The following is a 15,390-nucleotide window of genomic DNA, read 5'->3' as shown; positions in this document are numbered from 1 at the left end:
GTACCCGATGTTCATAGGAGGTGACGGAGTGATTTGCCATCGCAAAACGTATCATTCTGCCGCCTGAGCGCGCTGTTCCCACACCTGAAGTGCCTGAACTCGACTTGGAACAGCAATGCAGGGAAATTGACAGAACACATTGATATCGGCCAGACGGGTCGACGCGCGTACTACACGGCGATGAGGGCCGGAATGTGCGAATGTCAGCATAGCTTCGACATCATGCCAGACTGTGTATGAAAAATAACAGCCTTGACGCACAAATACCTCGGCATGCAGGCACAGCGCGTCACCGCGTGCCTGCCGCAAGGACTGATGAGCGCGCCAGAAGAACTCGGGCCCGTGATACCATCGTTTAAGTGAAACTCCGCCGATCACTGCCAGCATGCTCTCCCCCATTTTGAGGAGATACGCAGGTTCGTGCAGATCAGATCAACTTGCCGCGTCGATAAAGGCGCGGATCAGCCCGGCATCCTTGACACCCGGAGAGCTTTCGACGCCGGATGAGACATCCACCTGCTGTGCGCCGGTCATTCGCACCGCTACTGCGACATTGTCGGGGGTCAGACCTCCGGCCAGCATCCATGGCCTACGCCAGTATTTACGACCTGCCAGCAGGCGCCAATCAAAAGACAAACCGTTACCACCAGGCAGCTCCGCGTTTCGCGGTGGCTTTGCGTCGATCAACAGCTGATCCGCCACATCTGAATAGAGATCGATGGCCGCGAGGTCTTCGGCCTCGGCCACACCAATGGCCTTCATTACTGGCAGGCCGAAGTGGTCTCGCACTTGCTGCACACGCTCAGGACTTTCTTTGCCATGCAGTTGCAACATATCCAGAGGCACGATCGAAAGAATGTGGTCCAAATCCTCGTCCGTCGCGTTAACTGTCAGCGCCACCTTGGCGACGCCCGCAGGCACCTCCTGTGCCAATGTCGCAGCTGTCTGGGGCTCAACATGCCGCGGGGATTTGGGGAAAAACACAAAGCCAACATAACCCGCGCCTGCATCCAAAGCAGCGCGCACGTGGTCAGGGGCGGTCAGGCCGCAGATTTTAACTCGGATATCAGCGGGCATCGTAGGGCCTCAGCTTGCCTCATCCAGAATGGCCAGCACATCATCCTGACCTTCATTCTGCTTTTTCTTGAGCTTCTTAACTTCACGCTCAAGCTTGCGCACTTCGCCTTGCTTCACGGTCACATCCTTGCGGTGCTTATGCTCGCGCAGCCATTCCCACAGGAAGCCGATGACCAGGCCGGCAACAACCCCACCCAGCACGACCAGAAACAGCGGCAAGGAGGTTGACAGGTTGAACCCCAGCAACTCGGACAAAGCATCCGGCATAAGCTTAAGTTCAACAATTTGGCGATTGGCCAGCGAAACCGAGACCAGAACGATCCCCAATGCAGCCAAAAAAGCATAACGAATGTAGCGCATCATGAGGCTAGGCTTTACCGTTCAAACGGTCCCTTAGCAACTTGCCAGTTTTGAAAAATGGAACACATTTTTCTTCAACCTGCACAGTCTCACCGGTGCGAGGATTGCGGCCGACACGTGCGTCACGCTTTTTCACCGAAAACGCGCCGAAACCGCGCAGCTCGACACGGTCGCCGCGTGCCATGGCGTCGGTTACTTCTTCAAAAACGGTATTCACGATCCGCTCGACGTCGCGTTGATAGAGATGCGGGTTTTCGTCGGCAATTTTCTGAATCAATTCTGAACGGATCATACGCAATACCCTCCCAGGCGGACGATGTGACAAGCCTATAGTTCTGACAGTATAGGAAAAAACCCGGATCGGGGGAACGGATACTCTGCCAGCAAAGGCGGCATTTTGCGACAATCTCACGCGAATTTTTGCCCGTTGGCCTGATTTCCACACTTCATGCGCGAACGATAGGCAAATTAAGCCGACTATTTGGAAGATATTGATTCGCAACAAAAACGGCCCCGCACCATGGTGCGAGGCCGAATTTCATGTTTGGGATACGTCCCGGACTTAGTCGCCCGACTTCAGTGCTGCACCCAGGATATCGCCCAGCGACGCGCCCGAGTCGGAAGAACCGTACTGTTCCACGGCCTCTTTCTCTTCGGCGATCTCGCGTGCCTTGATCGACAGGCCCAGACGGCGGGTCTTGCTGTCGACGTTGGTGACGCGGACGTCGACCTTGTCGCCGACCGAGAAACGCTCGGGGCGCTGCTCAGCACGGTCACGCGACAGGTCCGAACGACGGATGAACGACTTCATGCCTTCGTACTCGACCTCGATGCCGCCATCTTCGATCGCGGTCACTTCGACGGTGATGACCGAACCACGCTTCACGCCGCCCACGGCTTCGGCGAACTTGTCACCGCCCAGGGCTTTGATCGACAGCGAGATACGCTCTTTCTCAACGTCAACTTCCGAGACGACGGCCGAAACCATGTCGCCTTTGCGGTAGTTCTGGATCGCATCTTCGCCACGCTCGTCCCAGGACAGGTCGGACAGGTGAACCATGCCGTCGATGTCGCCTTCGAGGCCAATGAACAGACCGAATTCGGTGATGTTCTTGACTTCGCCTTCGACCTCGGTGCCCTCGGGGTGCGTTTCTGCAAACACTTCCCATGGGTTGCGCTGGGTCTGCTTCAGGCCCAGAGATACGCGACGCTTGGCGCCGTCGATTTCCAGAACCATGACGTCGACTTCCTGGCTGGTCGAAACGATCTTGCCGGGGTGGACGTTTTTCTTGGTCCAGGACATCTCGGACACGTGCACCAGACCTTCGACACCGGCTTCCAGCTCGACGAACGCGCCGTAGTCGGTGATATTGGTGACGCGACCCTGATGGACCGAGCCCAACGGGTATTTCGCAGCAACCAGATCCCACGGATCTTCCTGCAGCTGCTTCATGCCCAGGCTGATGCGGTGGGTCTCTTTGTTGATTTTGATGACCTGAACCTTGATGGTTTCGCCGATCGTCAGGATCTCGGACGGGTGGTTCACACGGCGCCATGCCATGTCGGTGACGTGCAGCAGGCCGTCAACGCCGCCCAGATCAACGAATGCACCGTATTCGGTGATGTTCTTGACGACACCCTCGACGGTCTGACCTTCGGACAGGTTGCCGATGACTTCGGCACGCTGTTCGGCACGCGATTCTTCCAGGATAGCGCGACGCGAAACAACGATATTGCCACGGCGGCGGTCCATTTTCAGAATCTGGAACGGTTGCTTCAGACCCATCAGCGGGCCAGCGTCGCGCACGGGGCGAACGTCAACCTGCGAGCCAGGCAGGAACGCAACTGCGCCACCCAGATCGACGGTGAAGCCACCTTTGACGCGACCAAAGATTGCACCTTCGACGCGCTGGTCGTCGGCATATGCTTTTTCCAGACGGTCCCATGCCTCTTCACGGCGGGCCATCTCGCGCGAGATGACGGCTTCGCCACGGGCGTTTTCTGCGGCGCGCAGGTATACTTCGACCTCGTCACCAACAGCGATTTCAGGGGCTTCGCCGGGATTTGCGAATTCTTTCAGATCAACGCGGCCTTCCATTTTGTAGCCTACGTCGATGATGGCTTGGCCGGCTTCGATCGCCAGAACCTTGCCTTTGACAACAGAACCCTCTTCGGGTGTGTCCATTTCGAAGCTTTCATTCAGGAGGGCTTCGAATTCCTCCATGGATGCGTTAGCCATTTGGCGTTGTTTTCCTTTACATAACGTTTTTGCTGGCCGAGCGGTTGTCTCCGCCGGTCTTGTTTCATGATGCCTGAATGCGTGATCCAGAACGCGCCCGAGCTAACAAACACAAAGGGCCGAGGTAACCCGGCCCTGCTCAGATACGTCATCCGGACGTTAACCGCCCTTGTTCAGACAGCGCGCGTATAGGCGGATTCCGTGTCATGTGCAAGAGCAAAGCCCTTAAACACTGGCCAATCCCACAAAATCCGAACATCAGGTCCGGGCATCGAAGCAAACGCGATCCGATCCCCGGCCTTCTTTGTTAGTTCTGCCGAATGATACCATGCGGCGCTAGAACAGTTGCAGATCCTTCTTGCCGCTTTGAATCTCAGCGAGGTTTGGCATGTTCTCGATCACCACGGGTGCCGGTTTCGCGCCCGGCATTGCGACAGTCGGCTGCCCCATTGCCGCCTTGCCAAAGGCAGGCTTCTCCAACTCGCCCCGGATATCTCGCAGCAGGGTTTTGTGATCCGGCATGGTCTTGAGGATCTGCGCAAGGTCCATTTTTGCCCCCTTCCACCACTGGAACCAAATCGGTTTCTTCAGCGGTCGCAGACGATCACGGATACCTTCGCCATAGCCCGTATCATACACCTGTTTGCCCAGAAGAACCGTCTGATAGACGCGGAAATTGAACAGCGTCGCAAACTCGATATCGTGTTCCATCGGCAGACGATGCTGCCACAGCTCAAGGTTCTCGGCCAACCGATCCGGAATCTTCATCTCGGTGCGGGCGTCGATCCAATATTGATCATCGGTGCGGTTACCCAACCGGTAGTGCAGGCAGATAAAATCCAGTACCTCGTCATAAAGCTTGTTCATCTGCCGGTTATATCGGTTGCGCAGCACGGGCTCGATATCGCGGGTCGGCAGATGCTCGGCAAACCAGCGGATCGCGTGATCGATCATGTGGATCGCGGTACTTTCAAGCGGTTCGATAAATCCACCAGACAAACCGATCGCCAAGCAGTTCTTAACCCAGGCATTGCGTACACGACCAACACGCATGGGGATCACGCGCGGTGTCAGCCCCTTGCCGCTGTGGCCCAACCACTCAAGATATTCGTCCGCCGCCTGATCATCGGTCCGATGCGCGGATGAATACACATATCCCGTACCTACACGATTGTAGAGCGGCACACGCCACGTCCAACCCGCACCAAGCGCGGTCGAGCGTGTAACGCTTTCGATCTTTTCGGGGTTAGGGTGCTCGATCTGCAAGGCCATGGCGCGGTCGTTGGGCAGATAGTCCGAATAGTCCATGAACGGCTCGCCCAGCGCTTGATTGATGATCAACCCCCGGAAGCCGGTACAATCGATGACCATCTCGATATCGTGACGGCCCTTGCGCTCTAACATCAGGTGACTGACATTGCCCTGCTCGTCCAATTCGACCGATTGCACTTCGTCTTGAATATGCTCTACGCCGCGCTTGGCGCAGACCTTTGTCAGCATGCCCGCAAACTTCACGGCATCCAGATGATAAGCATAGCCAAACCGCTGCTCGAATTCAGGTGCACCCAAAGGACGCGCACCCTTGCACAACCGGGCCAGATCATCATGCGGTGAGATTGACTGCGTGAAATCCCGATCCCCGTTACCAAAACGCAGAAAATACTCGGCAGCCTCCAACCCCTCCAGCAATTGACCATGGGCAAACGGGTTTACGTAGTCGATCCGATTGCCCTTGGCATCGTTGTTCCAATTGCAGAACTTAACTCCCAACTTGAACGATGCGTTGGTTTCGCGGAAGAAATCCCGCTCTGATATGCCCGCCTGACGGAGCGTGACCGGCATACGCGGCACCGTCGCTTCACCGACACCCACAGTCGAGATGTTGGGGCTTTCGATCAAGCAAATGCGTGGGCGATCCTTGGGTGCTGACGTGCGGGAGAACACCATGTCCAGGATCAGCGCAGTCATCCAACCCGCCGTACCACCACCCACGATGGTGATCTTACGCAAACGATTATTCATATTTTTTGTCCCTGTTGGCTTGGGATTTTGTAGCTGCCTCCCCTTTTTTTGAGTGATGGGGATTTAACAGCAGCTTTCCCTTATTTAGCTGTGGGAAGACTATAACAGCTTTCAAGCATCCAGCTAGAGCCTATGACACCCATGGTCGCAGGCACATTCGTCATCAGAATTCAGGCTATGCGCCTACTTTGGACAAGTGTCAGATTTCCTCACCCTTCTTCAGAAGTTCTTCGATCAGCTCACGCTGCAGATCATGGCTGTCGCCCCCTCCGAATTCCGCCGCACCACCGGTGTACAATGTGCCATAGGTGTTGGCGATATTCACAGTCTGGGCCAGACCCGAGATCAACTGATCCCTTTGCAACAGCGAAAGCGGGTGAATGAACGCAGCCCATAAGGTGCCATTTGCGATCGCATAGCGCGCATCCAGCGTGCTGTCGAAATTTGCCTGCATCATCCGTTGCAAATCGGCTGGCGACAAATCCGCAGCACTGCCGATCGCGACCATCGCCCGCATGCGGTCAGCATTGGTATCGGTGACAACCAGCACCGTCACATCAGATATCGTCAACTCAAACCCCGGCCCGATCGGTTGCGCCTCGGGATCTAGCGCAAAGATGATTTTTCCCAGACGCTCGTAAGTCATCGGAGGTTCGGCCTCGGGCACCGGCGCGTCTGATTGCTGCGCAGCTACGCTACCTGCAAGGAAGAACAAAAACAGGGCTAGTCTGATCATGGGCCACTCCTACGGTTGTCCAACAAGCTTAGGCGGCCATCGGACAGGTGGCCAAACAAAGCTATGTGAACAGTTTTTGCAAAACGCCCTGATCTTTGAACGATCTGCAAAGTATCATGACCTATCTGCGATTACCCGTCCGAAGAACCTTTTCTAACTTAGTTACATCGGCTTGGGGCGGACCCGAGCCTTGAACCAAAAAGGGAAAGGACCCCCACTATGAAATCGCTCGCACTTACTGCATTAGCCGCAACTCTGGCCCTGGCAGCTCCGGCTTTTGCCGCAGACGAAATCAACGTCTCCAAAGGCCTGTCGGCGGCAGGTGCACCCCTGGCAGCCCATGGCGTCGATCTGGTCGCGCTTGTCAACAATGGCAATCCGGTCGAAGGCTTCGCCAATCATTCGGCGACTTATGACGGCGCATCCTATTACTTCACCAGCGCGGAAAACCTTGAAGCGTTCGAGGCGAATCCGGCGGCCTACTTGCCCCAGCACGGTGGCTATTGTTCGTTCGGGGTGTCTGTTGGCAAAAAGTTCGACGGCGACCCGGATCAGTACCTGATCGCAGACGGCAAGCTGTATCTGTTCCTGAATGCTGATACCCGCGCTGCTTTCCTGAAAGACGTCACCGGCGCCGCTAAAACCGCAGATGACCAGTGGACCAACATCAAGAGCATCGCAGTTGGTGAATTGTAGTTAACGGACACCTGTCCGCATCCACTTCAGGCTGCGGGCAGGTTCTGTTCAATTGTTTCGAGCGCCCGTGCCAGCGCGGCCTCAATGCTCAGGTTTGACGTATCAAGCTGCACGGCGTCATCTGCAGGTTTCATCGGTGCGGTGCTGCGACCCGCGTCACGTGCGTCACGCTCTTTGACATCCGCGAGCACCTGTTCGCGTGACACGTCCGAACCTTTGGCCGAAAGCTCAAGATATCGCCGTTCCGCCCGGACTTCGGGACTGGCGGTGACAAACAGTTTGACCTCAGCGTTTGGGCAAATCACGGTTCCAATATCGCGCCCGTCCAGCACGGCGCCTCCGGCGCGACGTGCAAACGCCCGCTGAAAATCGACGAGTGCGCTTCGGACTTCAGGAATGACCGCAACTTTCGAGGCCGCCTGTGCGATCTCAGCCGTACGCAGATCGCCCTGCTGCAATTCTTCTGCTGTCAGAGACCCAGCCGCTGCAATCGGTTCTTCACCTTGCAGCATACGACGCCCCACTGCGCGATAGAGAAGACCGGTATCCAGATGCGCAAACCCGAAATGCGCGGCAACGCCCTTGGAAATCGTCCCCTTGCCCGCCGCCGCAGGGCCGTCGATAGCTACGGTGAATCTCATGTACGCTCGACCTTGGCACCGAGCGCGGACATCAAAGGCTCAAAAATCGGGAACGACGTTGCGATCGGTCCGCCGTCATCCACCGAAACCGCCTTTTTAGCACCCATCCCCATGACCATGAACGACATGGCAATGCGGTGATCCAGAAAACTCTCGCAGGTCCCGCCACCGGGCACGCCGCCGATGCCCAGGCCGTCGACTGACCACCATTCATCGCCCTCGTCCACGATCACACCGTTGGCGCGCAGGCCACGGGCCATCGCGTCAATCCGATCGCTTTCCTTGACGCGCAGCTCTTTCACGCCGCCCATCATTGTTGTACCCATCGCATTTGCAGCCACGACAGACAGCACTGGGTATTCATCGATCATCGATGCCGCGCGTTCGGGCGGGACGTTGATCCCCTTCATGTTGGGCGAGTATTTTGCGCGTAGATCGGCAACCGGCTCACCCCCTTCTTCGCGCTCGTTTTCGTAAGTCAGATCGGCACCCATTTCGCGCAGCGTGGTGAACAGGCCCGCACGTGTCGGGTTCAGGCCGATACCGGGGACCAACACATCCGAGCCGGGAGTGATGAGCGCGGCACAGACCGGGAAGGCCGCACTGGACGGGTCGCGCGGCACAGCAATGACCTGCGGCTTCAACTCGGGCCGACCAGTCAGCGTGATGACGCGCCCCTCATCCTTGTCCTCGACCGTGATTTCGGCACCAAAGCCCGCAAGCATCCGTTCGGAATGATCGCGGGTGGCCTCTTTCTCGATTACGACGGTCTGGCCGGGGGCGTTCAGCCCTGCCAGCAGAACGGCGGATTTCACCTGCGCCGACGGCACAGGCACCTCATAGCGCACCGGGGTGGGGTCCGCAGCGCCGACAATGGTCATCGGCAGACGTCCACCGTCGCGGCCGACAGATTGCGTGCCAAACAGAGCGAGCGGATCGGTGACCCGGGCCATCGGACGTTTGTTCAGGCTGGCATCTCCGGTGAATGTCGCCGTGATCGGAGAAGTGGCCATCGCCCCCATGATCAGGCGCACACCAGTGCCCGAATTGCCACAATCGATCACCTGATCGGGTTCGGCAAAGCCACCAACGCCGACACCGTGAACCGACCATTCGCCACCGCCATGATCCGTTACTTCGGCCCCAAAAGCGCGCATAGCCTTCGCGGTGTCCAAAACGTCTTCGCCTTCCAGCAGGCCCGATATCTTGGTTTCGCCAACGGCCATTGCCCCCAGGATCAGCGATCGGTGCGAGATCGACTTGTCGCCGGGCACTTCTGCCGTGCCGGTCAGCGGGCCGCAAGGCTGCGACGTCATCGGGATGGGCGTGCCGTGTCCGGACATGGGGGCTCCTGTTTTCGCTATCAGTCCTCAGGCCGATTAGCGAATTGGGGCCGGTTGGTCCAGCGACAATCAGTCTTTGCGGCAGAAGGTCAGGTAATGGGGTGTACGGCCTTCGCGCAGCGCCTTCTGTTCGTAGCGCGTGGAAATCCAGTCATCCCACGGCTCACGCCAGTCGGCGGGGCGCTCGGCCAGCCATTCGAAGCCCGCCCGCGGCACCTCTTCCAGCGTTTGGCGCACATAGTCAGGGATGTCTGTTGCAACGCGAAAAATTGCGCCCGGCTTTAACGCGCGTGCCAAAGGCTCCAGATGTTCGGGTGTCACAAACCGGCGTCGGTGATGCCGGGTCTTAGGCCAGGGATCGGGATAGAGCAGAAAGGCGCGCGATATGCTGGCCTCGGGCAGAACGTCAAACAGATCCCGCGCATCACCGGGGTATACGGCAAGGTTTTCGACACCCGCCTGCCGGATTTTACCCAACAGCATTGCAACGCCGTTGATATAAGGTTCAGCCCCGATGATACCGATATCCGGGTTTTGCTGCGCCTGATGCACCAGATGCTCGCCGCCGCCAAAGCCGACCTCAAGCCAGACAGGTTTACCGCCAAATAGACCATCGAGATCGAGCGGCTTGCGTTCAGGGTTGCTGTCCCAATCCACCGGACCGGGGGACAAGGCAGCAAGGTCTTCCGAGAGATAAGTCTTTTGACTGGGCTTCAGGGTTTTGCCCTTAAAGCGGCCATAAAAATTTCTGCGCGGGCGTTGTGGGGTCTTTGTACTCATGGCGCAGCCCTTACTGCGGGGCTGAAATTGTTGCAAGTGGTCGCCGACTTGCAAAAAAACGCGCCGAAACCGGCGCGTTTTTCTAATTGTTGATCAGACCGCCTGTTTCAGCGCGTCTACCAGATCGGTGCGCTCCCAGCTAAATCCGCCGTCCGCATCGGGTTCACGACCAAAGTGGCCATAAGCAGCGGTCCTCTGATAAATCGGCTTGTTGAGTTGCAGATTTTGGCGAATTCCGCGCGGAGTCAGGTCCATCACCTGCCCAACTGCTTTTTCGATCACCGCATCGGCAATCTGGCCAGTTCCGTGCGTGTCGGCATAGATCGATAGCGGCTTTGACACCCCAATCGCATAGCTCAACTGAATGGTGCAGCGCTCTGCCATCCCTGCAGCAACGACATTCTTGGCCAGATAACGCGCCGCATAAGCCGCCGAGCGGTCCACCTTGGTTGGATCTTTGCCCGAGAATGCGCCACCACCGTGAGGTGCTGCACCGCCATAAGTGTCGACGATTATCTTGCGACCGGTCAGACCCGCATCACCATCCGGACCACCGATGACGAACTTGCCGGTGGGATTCACGTGCCATTCGGTTTCGGCGGTCAGCCAGCCGTCAGGAAGGGTTTCACGGATATAGGGCTCGACAATGGCGCGAATATCACCCGAGGTCAGCGCCGCATCCATGTGCTGCGTCGACAGCACGATTGAGCTGACACCGACTGGCGTGCCGTCGCGATAGATAACAGACAACTGTGATTTTGCATCCGGGCCAAGGGCGGGTTCACTACCATTTTTGCGAACTTCAGCGAGTCGGCGAAGGATAGCGTGCGAGTATTGGATCGGCGCAGGCATAAGCGCTGGCGTCTCGGTCGTGGCATAGCCGAACATGATGCCCTGATCGCCTGCACCTTCGTCTTTGTTATCGGCAGCATCCACGCCTTGCGCGATATGAGCCGACTGCTCGTGCAACAGGTTGGTCACTTCGACGGTTTCGTGGTGAAACTTGTCCTGCTCGTAGCCGATATCTTTGATACATGCCCGCGCGATATCGTCGATATGCGCCATATAATCATGCAACTTGTCCTGATCCGACAGACCCACTTCTCCGCCAATAACCACACGATCGGTAGTGGCAAATGTTTCACAGGCCACGCGGGCCTCGGGTTCTTCGCGCAGGAATGCGTCTAATACTGCATCAGAAATACGATCGCAGACCTTATCCGGGTGCCCTTCGGAAACGGACTCCGAAGTAAATGTATAATTCTGTCGGGACATGAATGTGCTCCATTAAGTTTACCCCACCACGTCAGGAAGCCGTTGTGACAGGCGTGCGACCGAATACGCTTAGCGTTTGACAGGGTCAATCGGAATTTGGTCGTTTACGCGCAGGGTGTGTCGCCATAGCAGCGCGAATAGCACCAATAGAGCTACTAAAACCGGACTATCACCAATTCGAGAATAAACGGTCGGGGTTTGAGGGCGCGGCAATTTGGCGTCGATAAACCCCGCCTGCCCAAGCGCCAGCGCCTCGGTGATCCGCCCCAATGGGTCAATCATTGCCGAAACTCCGGTATTGGCCGAGCGCAACATCGGTAGGCCTTGTTCGATTGCACGCATCTGCGCCTGGGCGAGGTGCTGATACGGGCCGGAACGCGTTCCGAACCAAGCGTCGTTTGTAATCTGCAAAAGAAAATCCGCACGATCCGGCGCGGATAAAATATCCTGCGTGAATACCGCCTCGTAGCAGATCAGCGGCAGCGCCTTGCCAAGCACGCCTACATCCATCAATGCGGCACCCGGTCCCGCGCTAAAGCCATTCCCTGTGGTTGCGGCCATCCCGTAGACGCCGAACCGTGCCATCACTTCACCAAATGGCACATATTCCCCAAAGGGCACCAGGTGATGTTTATCGTATAGCCCGTCTTGCTGACCCTCCTCATTTAGATAGATCATCGAGTTATAGATCTGCTGCCCATCGGCACGCTGAATGCCCAGGACTACGGGGGTGCCCTGTGCCGCTTCGCCAATTGCTGAAAGATAGGGCTGCGCGCTGCCCAACCATGCCGGGACCGAGGTTTCCGGCCAGACGATTAGGTCCGGGCGGGGCTCGGCCGCTGTGAATTCAAGTTGGCGTGCGAAAAACACTGACGCATAGGCAGTATCCCATTTCTGGTCCTGGGGTGCATTGGGTTGAATCAGCCGCACGATATGACCAGAGGGCATGACAGGAGGTCGGTTCGCTGCATAGATCAAAGCCAATACCGCACAGCCTGCGGTCAACGCGATCGGTACAACGATGCCGCTTCGGGTCCCGTTGCTGAACAAGGCTGCGCCCAATGGCACTGTGGCAAGCAGTGTCAGCGCCCCCAAACCATAGGGGCCGACAAGTGACAGAGTCTGGGCAAATGGCGTATCCACCCAAATCTGCGCGATGCCTGCCCAAGGAAATCCGGTCAGAATGTAGCCACGCGCAAACTCGACCAGCGCCAGCGTTACAGACAGCAAAGCCACCTGCAAGACGGGCGCTCCACCGATGCGTTTCGAAACTCCGAAGGCCAACGCCCAGAACAAGGCCAACCCGCCTGACAAAAAGATCAGAGCAAAAGGGGCCATCCACGCATGGCGTTGGACATCAACCAGAAACGGCTCGATTATCCAGCTTAATGCGTGCGCAAAATAGCCCGTTGCGAAGACCCAACCCAGCAAACCCGCTCGACGATTTGTCTCAGTGCTCAGATACAACGGCGCTATCAGCACCAGCGACAGCAAGCTTATTGGCCAATATCCCAATGGTGCCTGACCACTGGCCGCTGCGACACCCAACAGCGCCGCCAGCACCAATCGCAGCCAAAAGGGCCACCCCTCGGCAGGGTTCATGCAACAATATCCGGCAGCATGACACGCAACCGTTTTATGCGGCGCGGGTCTGCGTCAATGACCTCGAACTCGGGACCTTCGGGGTGGCATACAACCTCACCACGCGCCGGAACCCGCCCCGAGAGCATGAAGACCAAACCGCCCAATGTGTCGATCTCTTCTTCGTCTACATCTTCGTGGCTGGTCAGAGAGCGGCCAATCTCGGCCTCGAACTCTTCAAGTGGTACGCGCGCCTGAACCACGTAGCAGCCGGGTTTCTCTTGTATCCATAGCTGATCTTCGTCGGCATCATGTTCGTCGGCGATTTCTCCGACAACCTGTTCAATCAGATCTTCGATAGTCAGCAAACCATCGACTCCACCGTATTCATCGATCACCAGAGCCATATGGCGACGTTCTGTCTGCATCTTGGTCAGCAAAACGCCAATTGGCATCGATGGTGGCACGAACAGCAATGTCCGCAGCATCGACCTCAGATCGAACTTGGAGGAGTTGCCGTTAAAGCCATGGGTCAGCGCAAAGTCCCTGAGATGCACAAACCCCAAGGGCGTATCCAAAGTGCCATCGTAAACCGGAATGCGTGACAAGCCGCTGTCGCGGAAAATCTGGACAAGTTCGTCTTTCAGGGTTGTCGAGGGGACCGATACGATTTCGGCTGTTGGGATCGCAACATCTTCGACCCGCATTCTGCGCAGGTTGATCATGCCCCTTGGCTGAGCGCTGACGACCTCTGCCCCGTTTAGCTGGCTGGTCTCTTCGCCCTGAGAAGAAAATACGTCGATGAGTCGAGAAAAAAGCCCGCCTCTTTCGTCGCTGTCATTGCTGCTGTTCTGAGAATGCGCGCCATGCGCCGCCCTAGAACTGCCGTCTGTTTCGCCCATTATCCTGTTCCAAATGATCGGGCAAAGGTGCCCATGTCATACATTATATGGGTCATCTATACCCAGTTTGCCAAGTATCTCGACCTCGACCCTTTCCATCAAAGTGGCGTCGAGGTCACGAATGTGATCATACCCCAGCAAATGTAGTGTACCGTGAACGATCAGATGCGTCACGTGATCGTCGGTGCTTTTGCCGGCTTCAGCTGCTTCGCGCGCGCAGGTGTCATAAGAGATCGCAATGTCGCCCAGCACGATTTCGCCAGTAAAGTCAGATTGCGGAGCCGGCGGAGTGTCTCCCGTCCGATCTGGGGCCAGTTCTTCGGCAGGCCAGCTGAGGACGTTGGTCGGCGTGGATTTTTCACGAAATTCAGCATTCAATTCAGCGATCCGTGTATCATCGCAGCCCAGCAAGCTGATTTCGCATTGATCCGCCTCAAGATCGCAATACTCCAGAACAGCAGCAATTGCGCGCGTGGCCAAAGGCTCCAGCCCGCGCCAGCGATCATCCTCAAGCGTGATTTCCAGATTCATACCTTTGGCTCCGAGCCCAGCTTCAATCGGCGCCTTGAAAGTTATCCGGTTTCGCGCCCCGCATCGGCCTCATACGCCTCGATAATGGCGGCGACAAGCGGATGGCGGACGACATCTTTCGAGGTGAAATAGTTGAAGCTGATATTCGGGATCGTTTTCAGCAACCGTTCGGCATCCTTGAGACCCGATTGCACACCGCGCGGCAGGTCAACCTGAGACCGGTCGCCGGTGATAACCATCCGACTACCTTCACCAAGCCGGGTCAGGAACATCTTCATCTGCATCGTTGTGGCATTCTGCGCCTCGTCCAGCACCACAAATGCATTTGCCAGCGTACGACCGCGCATGAAGGCAAGCGGAGCAATCTCGATCCGCTTTTCTTCGATCAGCTTGGCAAGTTGTTTTCCGGGCAGGAAATCATTCAGCGCGTCATAAAGCGGCTGCATGTAGGGATCGACCTTATCCTTCATGTCACCGGGCAGGTAACCGAGCTTTTCACCGGCCTCGACCGCCGGACGGCTGAGAATGATGCGGTCAACGTGCCCGCCAATGAACATTGACACCCCGACCGCAACGGCCAGATAGGTTTTGCCGGTGCCCGCGGGACCAATGCCAAAGGCCAGTTCGTTGTTGAACAGCGACTGCACATAGGCCTTCTGGGCGTCGGTGCGCGGCTCGACCAGTTTTTTGCGTGTCTTGATCTCGACCGTGCCACCCTTGAACATCTCAAGCTGGTCACCATCGCGCGTGCCAGTTCCGACCTCGGAATTGCCCATGCGCAACTCGCGGTCGACATCTGCGGCTTCCACATCACGCCCACCTTCGAGCCGTGTATAGAGGGCCTGTAGAACCTCAATCGCCTGCTTTTGCGAATCCTCGTCACCCAGCACGACAAGCTGATTGCCGCGTCGCACAATCTGCACCGAGAGCTTCTGTTCGATATCGGTCAGGTTGCGGTCATATTCACCGCATAAATCGATCAATAATCTGTTGTCGGGGAATTCAACAAGCGCCTCACGCTGGGGCATGTCATCTTGCGGTGGGGTCAGGGCACCGATGGCCAATCCGTTCTCCTGTCTTGGCGTTTCATCTTGAGCGTAGACAAACTGTAGAGGTAGACGCAAGCGGCAGTTTCAAAATTTGCACACCGCATGACAAATGCGCCGATGAACGCTGAAACAGCCATCTATGAACGCCAATCGCACGG

16 protein-coding genes and 1 riboswitch are annotated in these 15,390 nt (G+C 57.0%); of the genes, 1 reads left to right on the top strand and 15 read right to left on the bottom strand.

Annotated elements, in window-relative coordinates; all coding sequences use genetic code 11:
* Positions 1-51: 51 nt before the first annotated feature.
* The 7 genes from ACR0NE_RS11850 to ACR0NE_RS11820 all read right to left on the bottom strand — a co-directional run bounded on the left by ACR0NE_RS11850 (position 52) and on the right by ACR0NE_RS11820 (position 6,434).
* Positions 52-387 carry a hypothetical protein gene (locus ACR0NE_RS11850; protein WP_170397511.1) on the bottom strand — a complete coding sequence of 112 codons (336 nt, stop codon included), beginning with the start codon at positions 385-387 and terminating at the stop codon, positions 52-54.
* Between the two features lie 45 nt (positions 388-432).
* A complete protein-coding gene (locus ACR0NE_RS11845; protein WP_170596954.1) occupies positions 433-1,077 on the bottom strand; it encodes a phosphoribosylanthranilate isomerase in 645 nt (214 codons plus the stop codon).
* Positions 1,078-1,086: 9 nt separating this feature from the next.
* Positions 1,087-1,437 carry a LapA family protein gene (locus tag ACR0NE_RS11840; RefSeq protein ID WP_170397774.1) on the bottom strand — a complete coding sequence of 117 codons (351 nt, stop codon included), beginning with the start codon at positions 1,435-1,437 and terminating at the stop codon, positions 1,087-1,089.
* A gap of 7 nt (positions 1,438-1,444) precedes the next feature.
* On the bottom strand, positions 1,445-1,729 hold the full coding sequence (ihfB, locus tag ACR0NE_RS11835) for an integration host factor subunit beta (RefSeq protein ID WP_050603110.1): 285 nt from the start codon (positions 1,727-1,729) through the stop codon (positions 1,445-1,447).
* A gap of 270 nt (positions 1,730-1,999) precedes the next feature.
* Complete coding sequence (rpsA, locus tag ACR0NE_RS11830; protein WP_039532111.1) at positions 2,000-3,676, bottom strand: 30S ribosomal protein S1; 1,677 nt, start codon at positions 3,674-3,676, stop codon at positions 2,000-2,002.
* Between the two features lie 336 nt (positions 3,677-4,012).
* Positions 4,013-5,698 carry a tryptophan halogenase family protein gene (locus ACR0NE_RS11825; RefSeq protein WP_170596953.1) on the bottom strand — a complete coding sequence of 562 codons (1,686 nt, stop codon included), beginning with the start codon at positions 5,696-5,698 and terminating at the stop codon, positions 4,013-4,015.
* Between the two features lie 199 nt (positions 5,699-5,897).
* A complete protein-coding gene (locus tag ACR0NE_RS11820; RefSeq protein WP_170397520.1) occupies positions 5,898-6,434 on the bottom strand; it encodes a hypothetical protein in 537 nt (178 codons plus the stop codon).
* A gap of 219 nt (positions 6,435-6,653) precedes the next feature.
* On the opposite strand from ACR0NE_RS11820, the gene ACR0NE_RS11815 reads away from it, so the two are divergent.
* On the top strand, positions 6,654-7,130 hold the full coding sequence (locus ACR0NE_RS11815) for a YHS domain-containing (seleno)protein (protein ID WP_170596952.1): 477 nt from the start codon (positions 6,654-6,656) through the stop codon (positions 7,128-7,130).
* A 26-nt stretch (positions 7,131-7,156) separates the two neighbouring features.
* Here the strand turns inward: ACR0NE_RS11815 and cmk are convergent, their stop codons facing one another.
* The 8 genes from cmk to ACR0NE_RS11775 all read right to left on the bottom strand — a co-directional run bounded on the left by cmk (position 7,157) and on the right by ACR0NE_RS11775 (position 15,247).
* A complete protein-coding gene (cmk, locus tag ACR0NE_RS11810) occupies positions 7,157-7,771 on the bottom strand; it encodes a (d)CMP kinase (RefSeq protein WP_170424395.1) in 615 nt (204 codons plus the stop codon).
* Positions 7,768-9,114 (bottom strand): 3-phosphoshikimate 1-carboxyvinyltransferase, encoded by a 1,347-nt coding sequence (gene aroA, locus ACR0NE_RS11805; protein ID WP_170596951.1) that lies wholly within the window; start codon positions 9,112-9,114, stop codon positions 7,768-7,770. Before aroA ends, cmk begins: the two co-directional genes overlap by 4 nt.
* Before the next feature lie 69 nt (positions 9,115-9,183).
* The gene (gene trmB, locus ACR0NE_RS11800; RefSeq protein WP_170596950.1) at positions 9,184-9,894 is read right to left on the bottom strand and encodes a tRNA (guanosine(46)-N7)-methyltransferase TrmB; all 711 of its coding nucleotides are present in this window, start codon (positions 9,892-9,894) and stop codon (positions 9,184-9,186) included.
* Positions 9,895-9,987: 93 nt separating this feature from the next.
* Entirely contained in the window at positions 9,988-11,169 is a 1,182-nt protein-coding gene (gene metK / locus ACR0NE_RS11795) for a methionine adenosyltransferase (RefSeq protein WP_170596949.1), read from the bottom strand.
* Between the two features lie 5 nt (positions 11,170-11,174).
* A riboswitch (SAM-SAH riboswitch) is annotated at positions 11,175-11,223 on the bottom strand.
* A 15-nt stretch (positions 11,224-11,238) separates the two neighbouring features.
* Entirely contained in the window at positions 11,239-12,771 is a 1,533-nt protein-coding gene (gene lnt, locus ACR0NE_RS11790) for an apolipoprotein N-acyltransferase (RefSeq protein WP_170596948.1), read from the bottom strand.
* Entirely contained in the window at positions 12,768-13,652 is an 885-nt protein-coding gene (locus ACR0NE_RS11785; protein ID WP_170596947.1) for a hemolysin family protein, read from the bottom strand. The genes lnt and ACR0NE_RS11785 overlap by 4 nt, the downstream gene beginning before the upstream one ends.
* A 36-nt stretch (positions 13,653-13,688) precedes the next feature.
* Positions 13,689-14,183 carry an rRNA maturation RNase YbeY gene (ybeY, locus tag ACR0NE_RS11780; protein WP_170596946.1) on the bottom strand — a complete coding sequence of 165 codons (495 nt, stop codon included), beginning with the start codon at positions 14,181-14,183 and terminating at the stop codon, positions 13,689-13,691.
* 41 nt (positions 14,184-14,224) lie between these two features.
* Positions 14,225-15,247 (bottom strand): PhoH family protein, encoded by a 1,023-nt coding sequence (locus ACR0NE_RS11775; protein WP_170404555.1) that lies wholly within the window; start codon positions 15,245-15,247, stop codon positions 14,225-14,227.
* Positions 15,248-15,390: the final 143 nt, after the last annotated feature.

The organism is Ruegeria sp. C9, assembly GCF_056537585.1.
This window is presented reverse-complemented; position numbering and strand designations above follow the sequence as displayed.

Bases quoted from the DNA above. Each gene is read 5' to 3' on its own strand.
- ACR0NE_RS11785 (WP_170596947.1), bottom strand. From the start codon at position 13,652: ATGGGCGAAACAGACGGCAGTTCTAGGGCGGCGCATGGCGCGCATTCT.
- ybeY (WP_170596946.1), bottom strand. From the start codon at position 14,183: ATGAATCTGGAAATCACGCTTGAGGATGATCGCTGGCGCGGGCTGGAG.
- ACR0NE_RS11850 (WP_170397511.1), bottom strand. From the start codon at position 387: ATGCTGGCAGTGATCGGCGGAGTTTCACTTAAACGATGGTATCACGGG.
- aroA (WP_170596951.1), bottom strand. From the start codon at position 9,114: ATGTCCGGACACGGCACGCCCATCCCGATGACGTCGCAGCCTTGCGGC.
- rpsA (WP_039532111.1), bottom strand. From the start codon at position 3,676: ATGGCTAACGCATCCATGGAGGAATTCGAAGCCCTCCTGAATGAAAGC.
- ACR0NE_RS11815 (WP_170596952.1), top strand. From the start codon at position 6,654: ATGAAATCGCTCGCACTTACTGCATTAGCCGCAACTCTGGCCCTGGCA.
- lnt (WP_170596948.1), bottom strand. From the start codon at position 12,771: ATGAACCCTGCCGAGGGGTGGCCCTTTTGGCTGCGATTGGTGCTGGCG.
- ACR0NE_RS11845 (WP_170596954.1), bottom strand. From the start codon at position 1,077: ATGCCCGCTGATATCCGAGTTAAAATCTGCGGCCTGACCGCCCCTGAC.
- ACR0NE_RS11840 (WP_170397774.1), bottom strand. From the start codon at position 1,437: ATGCGCTACATTCGTTATGCTTTTTTGGCTGCATTGGGGATCGTTCTG.
- metK (WP_170596949.1), bottom strand. From the start codon at position 11,169: ATGTCCCGACAGAATTATACATTTACTTCGGAGTCCGTTTCCGAAGGG.
- trmB (WP_170596950.1), bottom strand. From the start codon at position 9,894: ATGAGTACAAAGACCCCACAACGCCCGCGCAGAAATTTTTATGGCCGC.
- ACR0NE_RS11825 (WP_170596953.1), bottom strand. From the start codon at position 5,698: ATGAATAATCGTTTGCGTAAGATCACCATCGTGGGTGGTGGTACGGCG.
- ACR0NE_RS11820 (WP_170397520.1), bottom strand. From the start codon at position 6,434: ATGATCAGACTAGCCCTGTTTTTGTTCTTCCTTGCAGGTAGCGTAGCT.
- cmk (WP_170424395.1), bottom strand. From the start codon at position 7,771: ATGAGATTCACCGTAGCTATCGACGGCCCTGCGGCGGCGGGCAAGGGG.
- ihfB (WP_050603110.1), bottom strand. From the start codon at position 1,729: ATGATCCGTTCAGAATTGATTCAGAAAATTGCCGACGAAAACCCGCAT.